Below are 14,966 nucleotides of genomic sequence, written 5' to 3' on the forward strand. Positions count from 1 at the left end.
GAAAAGCCCCGGATGACGTTGCGTCATCCGGGGCTTTTCTTGACTCGGGGAAAAAAGCGCCTACTGCCCCGCGATCGTCATCTTCTCGATCAGGACCGAGCCGATTTCCTTGGTCCCGCGCACGACGGTGTCCGCGCCGATCGCCTCGATGTGGCGGAACATCTCCTGCAACGTGCTCGCAACCGTGATTTCCTCGACCGGATACTGGATCTTGCCGTTCTCGACCCAGAAACCCGACGCGCCGCGCGAATAATCGCCCGTCACGTAGTTCACGCCCTGCCCCATCAGTTCGGTCAGCAAGAGGCCCGTGCCGAGCTTCTTCAGCATCGCTTCGAAATCGTCTTCCGGCTTCGTGAGCGAACTGCGCAGCGACAGGTTGTGCGAGCCGCCCGCGTTGCCGGTCGTCTTCATGCCGAGCTTGCGCGCCGAATACGTCGACAGGAAATAGCCCTGCACGACGCCATCCTCGACGACGCTGCGGCGTTGCGTGCGCACGCCTTCTTCGTCGAACGGCGCGCTGCCCATGCCGCCGCGCACGTGCGGGTCTTCGACGACCTGGACATGCGGCGCGAACACCGGCTTGCCGAGGCTGTCGACGAGGAACGTGGTCTTGCGATACAGCGCGCCGCCGCTCACCGCCTGCACGAACGCGCCGAGAATGCCGGCCGCGAGCGGCGCTTCAAACAGCACGCGGCACTTGCGGGTGTCGAGACTGCGCGCGCCGATGCGCGACAGCGCGCGCTCGGCTGCGTATCGGCCGACGGCTTCCGGGTCGGCCAGGTCGGCGGCGTTGCGTTTGGATGTGTACCAGTCGTCGCGCTGCATGTTGCGGCCGCTGCCGGCGATCGGCGCGCACGAGATGTAGTGGCGCGAGTACGGATAGCCGGCGAGAAACCCGCGCGAGGTCGCGAGCACGAACTGCGAATGCTGCGCCGAGATGCTCGCGCCTTCCGAATTCTTGATGCGCGGATCGACGGCGAACGCGGCATCTTCCGCGCGCCGTGCGACGTCGGCGGCTTCCTCGGCGTCGATGTGCCACGGGTGATAAAGATCGAGATCCTGCGGCGACTTTTCGAGCAGTTCTTCTTCCGCGAGGCCGGCGGCGCTGTCCTCAGCCGTGAAGCGCGCGATGTTGTACGCGGCCGCGACCGTGTCCTTCAGCGCCTGGCGCGTGAAGTCGGCGGTGCTCGCATTGCCGCGCTTCTTGCCGATGAACACTGTCACGCCGACCATCTTGTCGCGGTTGTGCTCGATCGTCTCGACTTCGCCGCGCCGCACGCTGACGGACAGGCCGTCGCCCTCGGAGATTTCGGTGGCCGCGTCGGTGGCACCGAGTTCCTTCGCGTGACGCAGGATATCGGACGCGATTTCCTTCAGCTCGTCCTGGGTATGCGGGAAAAAGCGTTGTTTGACGTCCATGTCTGCTGCCATTTTTCGTTGCCTTGAGGGTCGGGCCGAACTGAGGGCCCGCGTGTTCGTTGCGTGGGTCCGCCCTGCTGCCGCAGCGGGATGCCCGGTCGTAGCAAGCGCGCCGGCGCATCGCGCGCTTCGAGCGCATCACGCGATCATAGCAAGGTCGGCGCGCATTCACTCGTCAACGTCGAAGGACTTCGGGGCCTGCTCGCGCGTGCCCGGGAATTCACCGGCAGGCCGGCAAGCTACAATATCGCGATGAACCGAAAAACCCGCATTCAACCGATCGAAAACGCGTCCGCCGCCGAGCAGGACGCGAACGACAACGGTTACGACCGTCCCAGCAAATCCCAGTTGAAGCGCGACATGCACGCGCTGCAGGAACTGGGCGAGGCGCTCATCGCGCTGCCGAAAGACGCGTTAAAGCGCATGCCGATGCCCGAAAGCCTCGACGACGCCGTGCGCGAAGCGCGCCGCATCACCGATCACGAAGGCAAGCGCCGTCAGGTGCAATACGTCGGCCGCGTGATGCGCTCGCTGACCGACGACGAAACCGCGCTGATCCGCACCGCGCTCGACAGCTATCGCGGCGTGAACCGCGCCGAAACGGCGAAGCTGCACTGGATCGAGCGCACGCGCGAAAAACTGCTCGCCGACGACGCCGCGCTGACCGACTTCATCCGCGAGCATCCGGGCGTCGATGCACAGGAAGGCCGCACGCTGATCCGCAATGCGCGCAAGGAACGCGAGCAGCAGAAACCGCCGCGCTATTTCCGCGAGCTGTTCCAGTGGATCAAGAACGCGGCGGGCGTGGAAGAAGACGAAGACGACGCAGACGGCGAACGGGCCGACGACGATGACGAAACCCACGCGTAATCATCCGGACGAAGTGCTGATCGGGCTCGTGTCGATCAGCGATCGCGCGTCGCAGGGCGTCTATGAAGACAAAGGCATTCCGTCGCTCGAAACGTGGCTGGGCACGGCGCTCGCGACGCCGTGGCGCACCGAGACGCGCCTGATCCAGGACGACGCCGCGACCATTTCCGCGACGCTCGTCGAACTGGTGGACGCGATCGGCTGCGATCTCGTGCTGACGACGGGCGGCACCGGCCCCGCGCGGCGCGACGTGACGCCCGAGGCGACGCTCGCCGTCGCGACGAAGCCGATGCCCGGTTTTGGCGAACAGATGCGCCAGATCAGCCTGAATTTCGTGCCGACGGCGATCCTGTCGCGGCAGGTCGCGGTGATCCGCGAAACGGCAGCTCACGCCGCGCTCATCATCAATCTGCCCGGCCAGCCGAAGTCGATTCGCGAAACGCTCGAAGGGTTGAAAGACGCCGACGGCAAGACCCAGGTGCCCGGCATCTTCGCCGCAGTGCCCTATTGCATCGACCTGATCGGCGGACCGTACATCGAAACGCGGCCGGAAGCGGTCGCCGCGTTCCGGCCGAAAAGCGCGATCCGTCCGAAGGCCTGAACGAAGGGCTTAAGTCGCGTCGCTCGCCGAAGCGGCGGTCGCGCCCGGAATCAGGAAGCGCTCGCGGTAATACTTCAGTTCGTCGATGGACTCGTGGATGTCGGCGAGCGCGGTGTGCATCGCGCGCTTCTGGAAACCCTTGTAGATCGCGGGCTGCCAGCGGCGGCACAATTCCTTCAGCGTGCTGACGTCGAGATTGCGATAGTGGAAGAACGCTTCCAGTTCGGGCATCCAGCGCGCCATGAAGCGGCGGTCCTGGCAGATCGAATTGCCGCACATCGGCGATTTGCCCGGCGGCACGTATTGCCCGAGGAATTCGCGAATCTGGCGCGTGGCTTCGGCTTCATCCACCGTCGACGCCCGCACGCGCTCGGTCAGCCCGGAGCGGCCGTGCGTGTTGCGGTTCCATTCGTCCATCTTGCCGAGCGCTTCCTCGTCCTGATGAATCGCGAGCACCGGCCCTTCCACCAGCTTGTCGAGCGTCGAATTCGTCACGACGACCGCGATTTCGATGATGCGGTCGTTGTCGGGTTCGAGGCCCGTCATCTCCATGTCGAGCCACACGAGGTTCATGTCGCTGCGCACGAGTACGGCAGAATTCGCCGGTTCGGAAGGATCGAGTATGTCGGTCATGGAGAACGCCTGGAATGGGAGACGGGCCGCGCTCGCGTGTATGCTGGCGCCGAAGCCGGAAAGCGCCGGCTGAAACCGGCGCATCGAGCGACGCCAGCGCGGCCAAGAACCTATAATTCTCGCATAGTCCAATCGGAATCCCCGGATGTCCAATCTCAATCTCGTCGTCTCGGTCGTGTTCGTCGTGGCGCTCGTCGCGATGGTCGGAACCAAGCTCTGGCTGGCTTCGCGCCAGATCCGCCATGTCGCGGCGAACCGCAGCCAGGTGCCGCAGCAGTTCACCGGCACGATCGCGCTCGCCGCGCACCAGCGCGCCGCCGACTACACCGTCGAGCGTACCCGCCTCACGATGATCGAAGTGGTCGTGAGCGCGGCCGTGCTCGTCGCGCTGACGCTGCTCGGCGGCGTGCAGCAACTCGATCTCGCGATCAGCGGCTGGCTCGGCCGCGGCTATCTCGGACAGATCGCGCTCGTCGCGTCGGTGATCGCGATCACGAGCCTTATCGACCTGCCGTTCGACTTCATCCGTCATTTCGTCGTCGAAGAGAAGTTCGGCTTCAACCGCATGTCGAAGAAGCTCTTTTTCGTCGATCTCGTGAAGGGCGTGCTGCTCGGCATCGCGATCGGCTTGCCGCTGCTGTTCGTCACGCTCTGGCTGATGAACCGCGCGGGGCCGCTCTGGTGGCTCTGGACGTGGATCGTGTGGGTGGCGTTCCAACTGCTCGCGATGATCGTTTATCCGACCTTCATCGCGCCGCTCTTCAACAAGTTCGAGCCGCTGAAGGACGAAGCGCTGCGCGCGCGCATCGAAAACCTGATGTCGCGCACCGGCTTCGCGGCCAAAGGCCTTTTCGTGATGGACGGCAGCCGCCGCTCCGCGCACGGCAACGCGTATTTTACGGGCTTCGGCGCGGCGAAGCGCATCGTTTTCTTCGACACGCTCCTCGCGCGCCTGTCCGGCAGCGAAATCGAAGCGGTGCTCGCGCATGAACTCGGGCACTTCAAGCGGCGCCACGTGCTGAAACTGCTCGTCGTCATGTTCGCGATCAGCCTCGCGATGCTCGCGCTGCTCGGCTGGCTCTCGCAGACCGTGTGGTTCTACGAAGGCCTGGGCGTGCGGCCATCGCTCGTCGACAGCAGCAGCAACAACGGGTTGGCCCTCGTGCTGTTCATGCTCGCGTTGCCGGTGTTCATGTTCTTCGTGACGCCGCTCGGCAGCCTCAGCTCGCGCAAGCACGAATTCGAAGCCGACGCGTTCGCCGCCAGCCAGACCGATCCGAAGGATCTCGTCAATGCGCTCGTGAAGCTGTATGAAGACAACGCGTCGACGCTCACGCCCGATCCGCTCTATACCGCGTTCTACTATTCGCATCCGCCGGCGTCGCAGCGGATCGACCGCCTGATGCAGCACGCCGCATGACGGCGCGCGCCGGCAAACCGACGCGCACGTCCGGTGCGCGCATCGAAGGGACGGTGATCGCGGCGCACGGACGCCATTATCTCGTCGCGCCCGCCGACGGCAGCGCGATGCTCCAGTGCTTCCCGCGCGGCAAGAAAAGCGAAGTCGCGGTCGGCGACCGGGTGATCTACGAGCAGTCGTCGGCGGATCAGGGCGTGATCGTCGAGATCGGCGAGCGGCGCAACCTGCTTTATCGATCCGACCAGTTCAAGTCGAAGCTCTTCGCGGCGAATCTGGACCAGTTGCTGATCGTGCTCGCGACCGAACCGCATTTCAGCGAGGACCTGCTCGGGCGCGCGCTGATCGCCGCCGAAGCGCACGGACTCGAACCGCTGATCGTGCTGAACAAGATCGACGTCGAAGCGGCGCTGCCGCTCGCGCGCGAGCGGCTCGCGCCGTATCGGGACCTTGGCTATACGGTGGTCGAGTTGTCGGCGAAGCTCGCGCCCGGCGCCGTGCATCCGCAACTCGACGCGCTGCTCAAATCCCGCGCGACGATCCTGCTAGGCCAGTCGGGGATGGGGAAATCGACGCTCGTCAACATTCTCGTGCCGGAGGCCGAAGCCGCGACGCGCGAAATCTCGACCGCGCTCAACAGCGGCCGTCACACGACGACGTTCACGCGCCTCTATCCGCTGCCAGGAGGCGGCTCGCTGATCGATTCGCCGGGGTTTCAGGAGTTCGGGCTGCATCATCTGTCGGAAGGACAACTGGAGCGCGCGTTCGCCGACTTCCGGCCATTCCTCGGCAAATGCCGCTTCTACAACTGCCATCATCTGCAAGAGCCGGGCTGCGCGATTCTCGAAGCCGTCGATGACGGCCAAATCAGGCCGGAGCGACACGCGCTCTACGCGCAACTCGTGCACGAAGCCAGCCAGATCGTGCGATGAACGCGTGCTTTCGCGACGGCACATCGGCATGAAAAGGCTCACGCGCGCGCCGAACCTGATCACGGCCCAGCATTGGGTGAACGTGCTTGCGACCGCGGGCGTGCCGTGCGAATTGCACAACCGCTATCTGAATGGCGCGTTGGGGGACATTCCGGCGGACCAGTGCGCGCCGGAAATCTGGATCGTCGACGATCGCGACGAGGCGCTGGCGCTGCGGATTTTGGAGCGTGCGAAAAGCGGGCCGGCGTCGGACGCGCGGCCGTGGCGCTGCGCGAATTGCGGGGAAATGCTCGAAGCTCAGTTCACGGTCTGCTGGCAGTGCGGCACGGCGCGCGATCCGCTCGACGATTGATCGCCGCGCCTTACGCGAGCCACACCGCGATGGTGAGCATCAGCAAGAGGAGCATCCACAGGATCACGGCGCGCCACACGAGCCCGACCGCCGATTGCAGCGTGCGGGGTGTGCAGTCGTCGCCGACGGGCAACGGGCTTGCATCGCCGACCGCCAGCGCCTCGACGCTCAGCGGCTCGGCGAGCGGCCCGGCCAGTCGCGCGCCGAGCGCACCGCTGCCGGCCGCGAGCAGCACGCCTTCGTTCGCATCGGGCCACTGCTTTGCGTGGTTGCGCCAGGCGTAGATTGCATCCTCGAAATTGCCGACGATCGCGAACCCGAGCGCCGTCAGCCGCGCCGGCACCCAGTCGATCACGAAAAACGCCTGTTTCGCAAACGTCGTGAATGCGACCGAGCGCTCTTCCCCCGGCGTCGCCCACGTGCGGGCCAGATATTCGGCGATCCGGTATAACACCGCGCCGGCCGGACCGATCGGAATCAGAAACCAGAAGAACACGCCGAACACATGCCGATGCGACGCGACGACCGCATAGACCAGCGTATGGCGCACGATTTCGCTCACCGGCATGTCGACGGTGTCGAGGCCGGTCCACTCGGCGAGCACTTCGCGGGCGCGCGGCACGTCGTCGTTATTGAGCGCGAGGTGGATATCGGTGAAGTAGTGGCTGAACTGACGGAAACCGAGCGTGAAATACACGATCACCACGTTCCAGAGGAACGCGAGCACGAAGTTGATCCGGTACAGGACATAATAGATGAGCCCGACGGCCAGCGTCCACGGCAACACCACGACCAGCCACGCGAGGATGCCATGCTTCGGCTTGCCGGCATCGAATCCGTGCGCCGTCGATTCCGCATGATATTTGAGCAGCGCCGACACGGGATTGTGCGGCGAAAGCGCGCGCACCTGCTCGATGATGAGGGCCAGCAATACGGAGAAAAAAGTCATGCGATGCGCCGAGACATTCGAGTTTTACGAATTTCGCGTAACGATAGCACAGCGTCGCACGCGTTTAGCGCGCTAAGCATTTCGCGCAATAAACGATGACTTAGGCTCGCGCGTGCGTGATCGCTCAAGCCGCGAGGAAGCGATAGAAATTGCGTAACATGCCGGCCGTTGCGCCCCAGATGAAATACGGAGCCTTCTTTTCGCTCGCGACGTAGGGCATCGCAAAAAAACGACGCTCGCCGCCTTCCCACTTGAAGAGCCGCACTTCGTGATGGGCCGGGTTCATCAGAAAGGCGAGCGGGACTTCGAAGATATCGGCGACTTCGAGCGTGTCGGCCGTCAGCGTAAACGGCGGATGAACCAGCGCGACGACCGGCGTCACGCGAAAGCCGGTGCCTGTCAGGTAATCGGGCATCGCGCCGAGCACTTCCACGCGTTCCGGCGCGAGCCCGACTTCCTCGTGTGCCTCGCGCAAGGCGGTCGCGGCGGCATCGGCGTCTTCCGGCTCACGGCGGCCGCCGGGAAAACTGATCTGCCCCGCATGGTCCGACAGATGATCCGCGCGCTGAGTCAGCAGCACGGAAAGCCCGTGATCGCGCACCACGAGCGCCACCAGCACCGACGCCACGCGCGGATCGCCGCCGATCGCCTTGATGCGCGCTTCGGGCGCTTCCTGCGACCAGTCGAGCGTCTCCTTGAAGCGCGCGCGCAGGCCGTCGGGCGTCAGCCGCGCGGCGGGAATGGGCGGCAGATTCGCGCCGGTCGACACGACGGGCAGAAGTTCGGGTTCGAGGATGCGCGGAGTGGATGGCTTGCTGGGGGACACGGAGAGAACAAATCGAGGCGGAACACCAATTTGAACACATCAAAGAAAAAAGCACCCGGATGGGTGCTTTTTCTGGGTAGCGCAGCTCTTATGCCTTCGAAGCAGCACGGTCCTTCGAGACCAGCTTTTCCTTGATTCGAGCCGACTTGCCCGAGCGCTCGCGCAGGTAGTACAGCTTTGCGCGACGCACGTCACCGCGACGCTTCACGACGATGCTCGCGAGCAGCGGCGAGTACGTCTGGAAGGTACGCTCGACGCCTTCGCCCGACGAAATCTTGCGGACGATGAAGTTCGAGTTGAGACCGCGGTTGCGCTTTGCGATCACCACGCCTTCGTAAGCCTGGACACGCTTGCGCGTACCTTCGACCACGTTGACGCTGACGATGACCGTATCGCCGGGGGCGAATTCGGGGATGGACTTCTCGCCGAGTGCGCGCGCGATTTCTTCCTTCTCGAGTTGTTCAATCAGATTCATTACTGACTCCTGGTGCCATCTTGCCGAAGTTGTGTGCCCGCTTCGCGTGGCCTCGGTAGAGGATGGGTTTACATCTTGACGCCCGCAACGATGCCAGCGCCGCCTTTGCGCCCCGTTCGATCAGCCGAAAGCGCGAATTGCTACTGCGCTTTCGATGCCTCTTTCGCGAGACTTGCGAGCCATGCCTCGTCGGCACGGCTCAACATCTTGTTCCTGCGCGCCCGCGCGATCAGATCGGGGCGCTTTTCCAGCGTGTTCTTCAGCGACTCGCGCCGCCGCCACGCCTCGATTTCCTTGTGATGGCCGCCGAGCAGCACATCGGGCACGCGCATGCCTTCGTATTCTTCGGGCCGCGTGTAATGCGGACAATCGAGCAACACATCGACGAAACTGTCCTGCACCGCCGACTGCGCGTCGTTCAGCACGCCCGGAAGCTGCCGCACGACCGCGTCCATCAGCGCCATCGCCGGCAGTTCGCCGCCGGAGAGCACGAAGTCGCCGAGACTGATTTCTTCATCGACGACACGCTCGATCAGACGCTGGTCGATCGCTTCGTAACGTCCGCACAGCAACACGAGGCCGGGTTCCTGCGCGAAACGCATTACGCGATCGTGATCGAGCGTCGCACCTTGCGGCGACATCATCACCACGCGCGTGGTCGCGATGCCCTGCTCCGCCTGCGCGGCTTTCGCCGCGGCGATCGCGTCTTCCAGCGGCCGCGCCAGCATGACCATGCCGGGGCCGCCGCCATACGGACGATCGTCGACGGTCCGATAGTTGTCGGTGGTGAAATCGCGCGGATTCCACGTGCGCAGACCGAACCGTTCCTGCTTCACCGCCCGGCTGGTAATGCCCCAGTCGGTCAGCGCGCGAAACATGTCGGGGAAGAGCGTCACGACATCGAACTGCATCGCTCTCTCCCCTTGCTGTTCATGACAGATTTAATAGTCGGCGTCCCAGTCGACGACGATTTTCTTCGCCGCCTGATCCACCGTTTTGACGTACACGCCGACGAACGGGATCAGCCGCTCGCCGTTGACCGGCTTGCCTTCTTTCGAGGTAGCCGGATATTCGATGCGCATGATGGAATGCGCGCCGTTGTCGATCATGTCGACGACGCGGCCCAAGGCCACGCCCGCTTCGTTCTCGACAAAGAGGCCGATCAGATCGACCCAGTAGAATTCGTCTTCGCCGTCGAGCTTCGGGAAGTCGCCACGCGCGATATGCACCGAGTGACCGCGCAGCGCGAGCGCCGCGTCGCGGTCGTCGCAGCCGGAAAGCCGCGCGACGACTGTGCCGCTGTGTACCTTCGACTGCACGCAGCGCGCCGATTTCAGGTCGCTGCCTTTCACGAGCCACCAGCGTTTCGCCGACAGCATCGCGTCGCCGCCGTGCCCCGCGTTTGCGTGCGGCACGACCTTGACCCAGCCCTTCAGGCCGTAAGCATCGACGATTGCACCGACTTCGATTGCATCGTCCGGCAGGCTTTCAACCGCCTCGATGCGCGTTTCGTCGCCCGAAGCCTCAGCGGCCACGCGGCGCGCGGCCGGCTTGCGCACGAACGCACCGAACGTAGCAGCGTCCTTTTGCTCCGGCTTCGGCTCCGAACGCACGTCGTGCGTCTGACCGGAACCCGAATCACGCGCTGGCATCGACGACCTCTCGAGCAAACTTCAACCGAACCTCGGCAGCGAATATCGACCGGACGATGCGCGCCGGTTGGCGGCGCACGTCACCGTCGATTTTCACCTTAGGCAGCCGGTTGAGCTTGTTGCGCTTGCTTGACCAGACGCTCGACGGTCGGCGACAGTTGCGCGCCCACGCCTTGCCAGTACGTCAGGCGGTCCTGCGCGATACGCAGCGATTCGCCCTTCGTGGCGACCGGGTTGTAGAAACCAACGCGCTCGATGAAGCGGCCGTCACGGCGGCTACGCGAATCGGTTGCGACGATGTTGTAAAAGGGGCGCTTCTTCGAGCCGCCACGAGCCAAGCGGATGATGACCATGCTGAAATCCTTGAAAAACCGGGGTTCGGAACTACCAAAACACGCGATTATAGCGGGAAAGCGGAGCCTTAACAAACACTTAACCGGATAAATCGGGATGGCGCGCGTCGGACGGCGCGGGGAAGACGGCAAACCGGCGTCTTCTGCCGCGACGCAGACATGGATTGTAGCGCGCCGCACCATGCCGGCAACCCGGTTCGTCGCGAACCGATGCTGGGGCGTAGAATGCGGCGTCGGGCGCGCGGCGCCCTCGCTTCAGGTCCACCGCTTTCACTCTTCGCCGATGAATCCCTCGCCTTCCGCCACCAAACCGTCCGTCTCCAGCACGTCGAGCCGGCCCGCCGCCGATCGTTTCCGCTCGAAAACGCTGACCGCCGCGCTCGCCTTCCTGCTCGGCAGCATCGGCGCGCATCGGTTCTATCTATATGGAATGCGCGACAAGTTCGGCTGGGCGCATATCGTCTGCATCGTGCTCGGCGTGCTCGGCTTCATGTTGCTCGCCGCGACGGAGCGCGCGTCGCTGCTCGGCTGGGTGCTCGCGTTTCCCGGCGCCGTCTCGTTGCTCGCCGCGTTTCTCTCCGCGATCGTCTACGGACTGCGTCCCGACGCGAAATGGGACGCGCAGTTCAACGCAAACACCGGCCGCCAGAGCCGCTCGGGCTGGACCGTGATCTTCGTCGTGATGTTTTCGCTGCTGATCGGCGCATTTCTTTTGATGACGGGGCTCGCGCTGACATTTCAGACTTATTTCGAAGGCCAGGTGCAGGCGGCGAAGGCTCTTTCGCAATAACGCGGTTCAGAAAAGCTTCAGCTGGACGCTGTCGGCCGCTTTAGCGCGAGCGTTCGGCACGTCCGGTCGTCGAAATCCCGACATGTCGAGAATTCCGCGCTGCCGCGCGTTCAGGCCAAGTCGTTTCGTCGCTTTCTGGAAACGCTGCTTCAGCATGTCGGCCCACAGCCCTTCGCCTTTCATCCGCGTCGCGAAGTTCGAGTCGTAATCCTTGCCGCCGCGCATGTCGCGCACACGACTCATCACGCGATCCGCGCGATCCGGAAAATGCGCCGCCAGCCAGTCCTTGAAAAGCGGCGCGACCTCCCACGGCAGACGCAGCACGATATAGCTCGCGCTCGTCGCGCCCGCTTCGGCGCACGCTTCCAGCACCCGTTCCATATCCGGCTCCGTCACGAACGGAATCACGGGCGCGATGCTGACACCCACCGGAATCCCTGCCTCGCTCAGCGTGCGGATCGTGCGCAACCGCCGCGACGGCGTTGCCGCGCGAGGCTCCAGCGTGCGCGCGATATCGGCGTCGAGCGTCGTCACGGTGATGGCGGCCATGACCTGTCCGCGTTCGGCCATCGGCGCGAGCAGGTCGATATCGCGCTCGATCAGCGAAGACTTCGTGATCGCCGCGAACGGATGCCCGCGCTCGTGAAGGATTTCGATCACCCGGCGCGTGAGACGCAAATCGCGTTCGACGGACTGATACGCGTCGGTATTCACGCCGAGCGCGATGGGTTCCGGCCGATAGAACGGTTTCGACAACTCCCGTTCGAGCAGTTCGCCCGCGTTGACCTTGGCATAAATGCGGCTCTCGAAGTCGAGACCCGGCGAAACCCCCAGATAACTGTGCGTGGGCCGGGCGAAACAGTAGATACAGCCGTGCTCGCAACCGCGATACGGATTCAGCGAAACAGTAAACGGGATATCCGGCGACGCGTTGCGCGTCAGGATGCTTTTCGCGCGCTCTTCGAAAACCTGCGTGCGCAGAACCGGCGAGTCTTCGCCGTCTGCTGCGTCGGTGTGCAGCCAGCCGTCGTCGATACGCTCGCGTTCGTCTTTCTCGTAGCGCCCTTGGAGGTTCGTGACCGCGCCTCGCCCTTTCAGCGGCGTCGGCGGCGCGATGGGAAATTCCGGATCGTCGGAAGACATGTGCGGCAGGCCATTGAACATTACGATACTGTATAAATATACAGTATCGAGCGCCGACTGCAAGCTGAATCAGACGTCGACGAGGATCGTCAGCGTCTCCTTGATCTCTTCCATCACCACGTAGCTTTTCGACTGCACCGCGCCCGGCAACTGCAACAGGATGTCGCCGAGCAGTTTTCGGTAGTCGGCCATTTCGCCGATGCGCGCCTTGATCAGATAGTCGAAATCGCCGGAAACGAGATGGCACTCGAGCACTTCGGGAATGCGCTGCACCTCGCGGCGAAACTGCTCGAACATGTTGCCGCTCTTGTGATCGAGCGTGATCTCGACGAAAACCAGCAGCGCCGCGCCCAGTTCGGCCGGATTCACGCGCGCGTAGTAACCGGTGATCACGTGGTCGCGCTCCATACGCTTCACGCGTTCGATGCACGGCGTCACCGACAGTCCGACCTGCTCCGCGAGGTCCTTCATCGCCATGCGGCCGTCCTGCTGGAGCAGGTTCAGGATCTTGTGATCGAGCTTGTCGAGCGTGCGAATCGGATTGCGCTGAGTTCTCATGTTTTTTTACTAAAAATCGAGTAAATACAATAACAAAAACTGGCCTTACATCAATAGTATAGGCGATAACACTGTACATACCGTCAATCCTGGCTTCGATTCCTCTTTCGAACGCACGCGAGTGACAACCATCGGAATCTCACGGAGAACTCATGCGAATCGTCATTCTGGGAAGCGGCGTCGTCGGCGTCACGAGCGCCTACTATCTCGCTCGCGCGGGCCACGAAGTCACGGTCATCGACCGTGAGGCGGGCCCCGCTCTCGAAACGAGTTTCGCCAATGCAGGCCAGATTTCGCCGGGATACGCATCGCCGTGGGCGGCGCCGGGCGTGCCGCTCAAGGCCGTCAAGTGGATGTTCGAGAAGCACGCGCCGCTCGCCATCCGGCTCGACGGCACGGCGTTCCAGCTGCAGTGGATGTGGAAAATGCTGCAGAACTGCACGCAGGATCGCTACACGGTCAACAAGGGCCGCATGGTGCGCCTCGCGGAATACAGCCGCGACTGTCTGCAGGCATTGCGCGCCGATACCGGCATCCAGTACGAAGGACGCACCGGTGGCACGCTGCAGGTGTTCCGCACGCAGCAGCAACTCGACGGCGCCGCGAAAGACATCGCCGTGCTGAAGGAAGCGAACGTGCCGTTCGAACTGCTCTCGCCGGCCGAACTCTTCAAGGCCGAACCCGCGCTCGCGGCCGTGTCGCACAAGCTGACGGGCGGCCTGCGCCTGCCGAACGACGAAACCGGCGACTGCCAGAAGTTCACCACGCGCCTGGCCGCGATGGCCGAAGCGCTCGGCGTGAAGTTCCGCTACAACACGCCGATCGACGCGCTCGCCATGACGAACGGCCGCATCGCGGGCGTGCAATGCGGCAACGAACTCGTGCGCGGCGATTCGTATGTCGTGGCGCTCGGCTCGTATTCGACCAGGCTGCTCGGCGATCTCGTGAAGATTCCGGTCTATCCGCTGAAGGGCTATTCGATCACCGCGCCGATCGTCGACGCGAACGCCGCGCCGGTGTCGACCGTGCTCGACGAAACGTACAAGATCGCGATCACCCGTTTCGACGACCGGATTCGCGTCGGCGGAATGGCGGAGATCGTCGGCTATGACAAGTCGCTCAAACAAGCGCGCCGCGAGACGCTCGAAATGTGCGTGAACGACCTGTTCCCCGGCGGCGGCGACACGTCGAAGGCATCGTTCTGGACGGGCCTGCGCCCGATGACGCCGGACGGCACGCCGATCGTCGGACGCACGCCGGTGCCGAACCTGTTCCTCAACACGGGACACGGCACGCTCGGCTGGACGATGTCGTGCGGCTCGGGCCAGTTGCTCGCCGATCTGATGTCGGGCAAGCAGCCGGCGATCCAGTCGGACGATCTGTCGGTGCATCGCTACTTCGGCGACACGCGCGTGAACACGCGGCCGTCGTACGCGCGGGCCTGACGCGCCGCGTTCGCGCACGCGATGAAACTGAATCGGCGCCCGAGGGCGCCGTTTTTCGTTGCTGCGCACTGGGCAGCGCCGGTTTCCTCGATGAAACCCCTGCCGCCATGCACCTCTACGCCGAGGCTTCCGTACTCTAGCGCTTCACGATCGGCACCAGATCGGCAAGCTCCTTCATGACGAACAGCATGTCCTTCACGGGCGCTGAGTAACTCATGTCTCCTCCTGCGGCAGATGTGCAAAGGGGCGCCGACTTTCGTCGCGCCCCTTGTTCGTACTACGCGCGTCTTGGCGGATCAGCCGAGTTCTTTCACCAGCTCCGGCACGACCGTGAACAGATCGCCGACGAGGCCGTAATCGGCAACACCGAAGATCGGCGCTTCGGCGTCCTTGTTGATCGCGACGATGACTTTCGAGTCCTTCATCCCAGCCAGATGCTGGATCGCGCCCGAGATGCCGACTGCCACATATAACTGCGGCGCGACGATCTTGCCGGTCTGCCCGACTTGATAGTCGTTCGGGACAAAGCCCGCATCGACGGCTGCACGCGA

19 protein-coding genes are annotated in these 14,966 nt (G+C 63.8%); 7 read left to right on the top strand and 12 right to left on the bottom strand.

What is annotated here, in order from left to right:
* Positions 1-60: 60 nt before the first annotated feature.
* Positions 61-1,431 (bottom strand): metalloprotease PmbA, encoded by a 1,371-nt coding sequence (pmbA, locus tag QCE48_RS10580; protein WP_309787888.1) that lies wholly within the window; start codon positions 1,429-1,431, stop codon positions 61-63.
* Between the two features lie 240 nt (positions 1,432-1,671).
* Here pmbA and yjgA point away from each other — a divergent pair, with 240 nt between their 5' ends.
* Positions 1,672-2,289 (top strand): ribosome biogenesis factor YjgA, encoded by a 618-nt coding sequence (yjgA, locus tag QCE48_RS10585; protein ID WP_309787887.1) that lies wholly within the window; start codon positions 1,672-1,674, stop codon positions 2,287-2,289.
* The gene (gene mog / locus QCE48_RS10590; protein WP_309787886.1) at positions 2,270-2,890 is read left to right on the top strand and encodes a molybdopterin adenylyltransferase; all 621 of its coding nucleotides are present in this window, start codon (positions 2,270-2,272) and stop codon (positions 2,888-2,890) included. Before yjgA ends, mog begins: the two co-directional genes overlap by 20 nt.
* A 9-nt stretch (positions 2,891-2,899) precedes the next feature.
* Here mog and orn read toward each other — a convergent pair whose 3' ends face one another.
* On the bottom strand, positions 2,900-3,523 hold the full coding sequence (gene orn, locus QCE48_RS10595) for an oligoribonuclease (RefSeq protein WP_309787885.1): 624 nt from the start codon (positions 3,521-3,523) through the stop codon (positions 2,900-2,902).
* A gap of 145 nt (positions 3,524-3,668) precedes the next feature.
* Between orn and QCE48_RS10600 the strand changes: the two genes are divergently transcribed.
* Genes QCE48_RS10600 through QCE48_RS10610 form a run of 3 tightly spaced genes read left to right on the top strand, consistent with a single transcriptional unit; the run spans position 3,669 to position 6,224 of the window.
* Positions 3,669-4,943: a M48 family metallopeptidase gene (locus QCE48_RS10600; protein ID WP_309787884.1), complete on the top strand. Its 1,275-nt coding sequence runs from the start codon at positions 3,669-3,671 to the stop codon at positions 4,941-4,943.
* Positions 4,940-5,872 (top strand): ribosome small subunit-dependent GTPase A, encoded by a 933-nt coding sequence (gene rsgA / locus QCE48_RS10605; RefSeq protein ID WP_309787883.1) that lies wholly within the window; start codon positions 4,940-4,942, stop codon positions 5,870-5,872. Before QCE48_RS10600 ends, rsgA begins: the two co-directional genes overlap by 4 nt.
* 28 nt (positions 5,873-5,900) lie before the next feature.
* A complete protein-coding gene (locus tag QCE48_RS10610) occupies positions 5,901-6,224 on the top strand; it encodes a DUF2007 domain-containing protein (protein ID WP_309787882.1) in 324 nt (107 codons plus the stop codon).
* 10 nt (positions 6,225-6,234) lie between these two features.
* Here QCE48_RS10610 and QCE48_RS10615 read toward each other — a convergent pair whose 3' ends face one another.
* The 6 genes from QCE48_RS10615 to rpsP all read right to left on the bottom strand — a co-directional run bounded on the left by QCE48_RS10615 (position 6,235) and on the right by rpsP (position 10,479).
* Positions 6,235-7,173 (bottom strand): CobD/CbiB family protein, encoded by a 939-nt coding sequence (locus QCE48_RS10615; RefSeq protein ID WP_309787881.1) that lies wholly within the window; start codon positions 7,171-7,173, stop codon positions 6,235-6,237.
* Between the two features lie 124 nt (positions 7,174-7,297).
* Positions 7,298-7,999, bottom strand: a complete 702-nt coding sequence (locus QCE48_RS10620) for a CoA pyrophosphatase (RefSeq protein ID WP_309787880.1) — start codon at positions 7,997-7,999, stop codon at positions 7,298-7,300.
* An 88-nt stretch (positions 8,000-8,087) separates the two neighbouring features.
* On the bottom strand, positions 8,088-8,474 hold the full coding sequence (gene rplS, locus QCE48_RS10625) for a 50S ribosomal protein L19 (protein WP_309787879.1): 387 nt from the start codon (positions 8,472-8,474) through the stop codon (positions 8,088-8,090).
* A 140-nt stretch (positions 8,475-8,614) separates the two neighbouring features.
* Complete coding sequence (gene trmD, locus QCE48_RS10630; protein ID WP_309787878.1) at positions 8,615-9,385, bottom strand: tRNA (guanosine(37)-N1)-methyltransferase TrmD; 771 nt, start codon at positions 9,383-9,385, stop codon at positions 8,615-8,617.
* A gap of 30 nt (positions 9,386-9,415) precedes the next feature.
* Positions 9,416-10,126 carry a ribosome maturation factor RimM gene (gene rimM, locus QCE48_RS10635; RefSeq protein WP_309787877.1) on the bottom strand — a complete coding sequence of 237 codons (711 nt, stop codon included), beginning with the start codon at positions 10,124-10,126 and terminating at the stop codon, positions 9,416-9,418.
* A gap of 98 nt (positions 10,127-10,224) precedes the next feature.
* On the bottom strand, positions 10,225-10,479 hold the full coding sequence (rpsP, locus tag QCE48_RS10640) for a 30S ribosomal protein S16 (protein ID WP_008342343.1): 255 nt from the start codon (positions 10,477-10,479) through the stop codon (positions 10,225-10,227).
* Positions 10,480-10,762: 283 nt separating this feature from the next.
* On the opposite strand from rpsP, the gene QCE48_RS10645 reads away from it, so the two are divergent.
* Positions 10,763-11,269, top strand: a complete 507-nt coding sequence (locus QCE48_RS10645; protein WP_309788352.1) for an NINE protein — start codon at positions 10,763-10,765, stop codon at positions 11,267-11,269.
* 6 nt (positions 11,270-11,275) lie between these two features.
* Here QCE48_RS10645 and QCE48_RS10650 read toward each other — a convergent pair whose 3' ends face one another.
* Positions 11,276-12,412, bottom strand: a complete 1,137-nt coding sequence (locus QCE48_RS10650; RefSeq protein ID WP_309787876.1) for a PA0069 family radical SAM protein — start codon at positions 12,410-12,412, stop codon at positions 11,276-11,278.
* 69 nt (positions 12,413-12,481) lie between these two features.
* The gene (locus QCE48_RS10655) at positions 12,482-12,970 is read right to left on the bottom strand and encodes an Lrp/AsnC ligand binding domain-containing protein (RefSeq protein WP_087630710.1); all 489 of its coding nucleotides are present in this window, start codon (positions 12,968-12,970) and stop codon (positions 12,482-12,484) included.
* Positions 12,971-13,122: 152 nt separating this feature from the next.
* On the opposite strand from QCE48_RS10655, the gene QCE48_RS10660 reads away from it, so the two are divergent.
* Entirely contained in the window at positions 13,123-14,415 is a 1,293-nt protein-coding gene (locus tag QCE48_RS10660; protein ID WP_309787875.1) for a D-amino acid dehydrogenase, read from the top strand.
* 136 nt (positions 14,416-14,551) lie between these two features.
* Here QCE48_RS10660 and QCE48_RS31855 read toward each other — a convergent pair whose 3' ends face one another.
* Together QCE48_RS31855 and QCE48_RS10665 are read right to left on the bottom strand one after the other, a co-directional pair.
* Positions 14,552-14,632: an acyl-CoA dehydrogenase N-terminal domain-containing protein gene (locus tag QCE48_RS31855; protein WP_404983350.1), complete on the bottom strand. Its 81-nt coding sequence runs from the start codon at positions 14,630-14,632 to the stop codon at positions 14,552-14,554.
* Positions 14,633-14,711: 79 nt separating this feature from the next.
* A partial coding sequence (locus QCE48_RS10665; protein ID WP_309794124.1) for an FAD-binding protein occupies positions 14,712-14,966 on the bottom strand: 255 nt, incomplete at its 5' end.

This window comes from Caballeronia sp. LZ024 (assembly GCF_031451455.1).
GTDB classification, from domain to species: domain Bacteria; phylum Pseudomonadota; class Gammaproteobacteria; order Burkholderiales; family Burkholderiaceae; genus Caballeronia; species Caballeronia telluris.

What these genes read in the sequence shown, in the direction of transcription:
- pmbA (WP_309787888.1), bottom strand. Translation starts at nt 1,431, where the DNA reads ATGGCAGCAGACATGGACGTCAAACAACGCTTTTTCCCGCATACCCAG.
- yjgA (WP_309787887.1), top strand. Translation starts at nt 1,672, where the DNA reads ATGAACCGAAAAACCCGCATTCAACCGATCGAAAACGCGTCCGCCGCC.
- mog (WP_309787886.1), top strand. Translation starts at nt 2,270, where the DNA reads ATGACGAAACCCACGCGTAATCATCCGGACGAAGTGCTGATCGGGCTC.
- orn (WP_309787885.1), bottom strand. Translation starts at nt 3,523, where the DNA reads ATGACCGACATACTCGATCCTTCCGAACCGGCGAATTCTGCCGTACTC.
- QCE48_RS10600 (WP_309787884.1), top strand. Translation starts at nt 3,669, where the DNA reads ATGTCCAATCTCAATCTCGTCGTCTCGGTCGTGTTCGTCGTGGCGCTC.
- rsgA (WP_309787883.1), top strand. Translation starts at nt 4,940, where the DNA reads ATGACGGCGCGCGCCGGCAAACCGACGCGCACGTCCGGTGCGCGCATC.
- QCE48_RS10610 (WP_309787882.1), top strand. Translation starts at nt 5,901, where the DNA reads ATGAAAAGGCTCACGCGCGCGCCGAACCTGATCACGGCCCAGCATTGG.
- QCE48_RS10615 (WP_309787881.1), bottom strand. Translation starts at nt 7,173, where the DNA reads ATGACTTTTTTCTCCGTATTGCTGGCCCTCATCATCGAGCAGGTGCGC.
- rplS (WP_309787879.1), bottom strand. Translation starts at nt 8,474, where the DNA reads ATGAATCTGATTGAACAACTCGAGAAGGAAGAAATCGCGCGCGCACTC.
- trmD (WP_309787878.1), bottom strand. Translation starts at nt 9,385, where the DNA reads ATGCAGTTCGATGTCGTGACGCTCTTCCCCGACATGTTTCGCGCGCTG.
- rimM (WP_309787877.1), bottom strand. Translation starts at nt 10,126, where the DNA reads ATGCCAGCGCGTGATTCGGGTTCCGGTCAGACGCACGACGTGCGTTCG.
- rpsP (WP_008342343.1), bottom strand. Translation starts at nt 10,479, where the DNA reads ATGGTCATCATCCGCTTGGCTCGTGGCGGCTCGAAGAAGCGCCCCTTT.
- QCE48_RS10645 (WP_309788352.1), top strand. Translation starts at nt 10,763, where the DNA reads ATGAATCCCTCGCCTTCCGCCACCAAACCGTCCGTCTCCAGCACGTCG.
- QCE48_RS10650 (WP_309787876.1), bottom strand. Translation starts at nt 12,412, where the DNA reads ATGTCTTCCGACGATCCGGAATTTCCCATCGCGCCGCCGACGCCGCTG.
- QCE48_RS10655 (WP_087630710.1), bottom strand. Translation starts at nt 12,970, where the DNA reads ATGAGAACTCAGCGCAATCCGATTCGCACGCTCGACAAGCTCGATCAC.
- QCE48_RS10660 (WP_309787875.1), top strand. Translation starts at nt 13,123, where the DNA reads ATGCGAATCGTCATTCTGGGAAGCGGCGTCGTCGGCGTCACGAGCGCC.
- QCE48_RS31855 (WP_404983350.1), bottom strand. Translation starts at nt 14,632, where the DNA reads ATGAGTTACTCAGCGCCCGTGAAGGACATGCTGTTCGTCATGAAGGAG.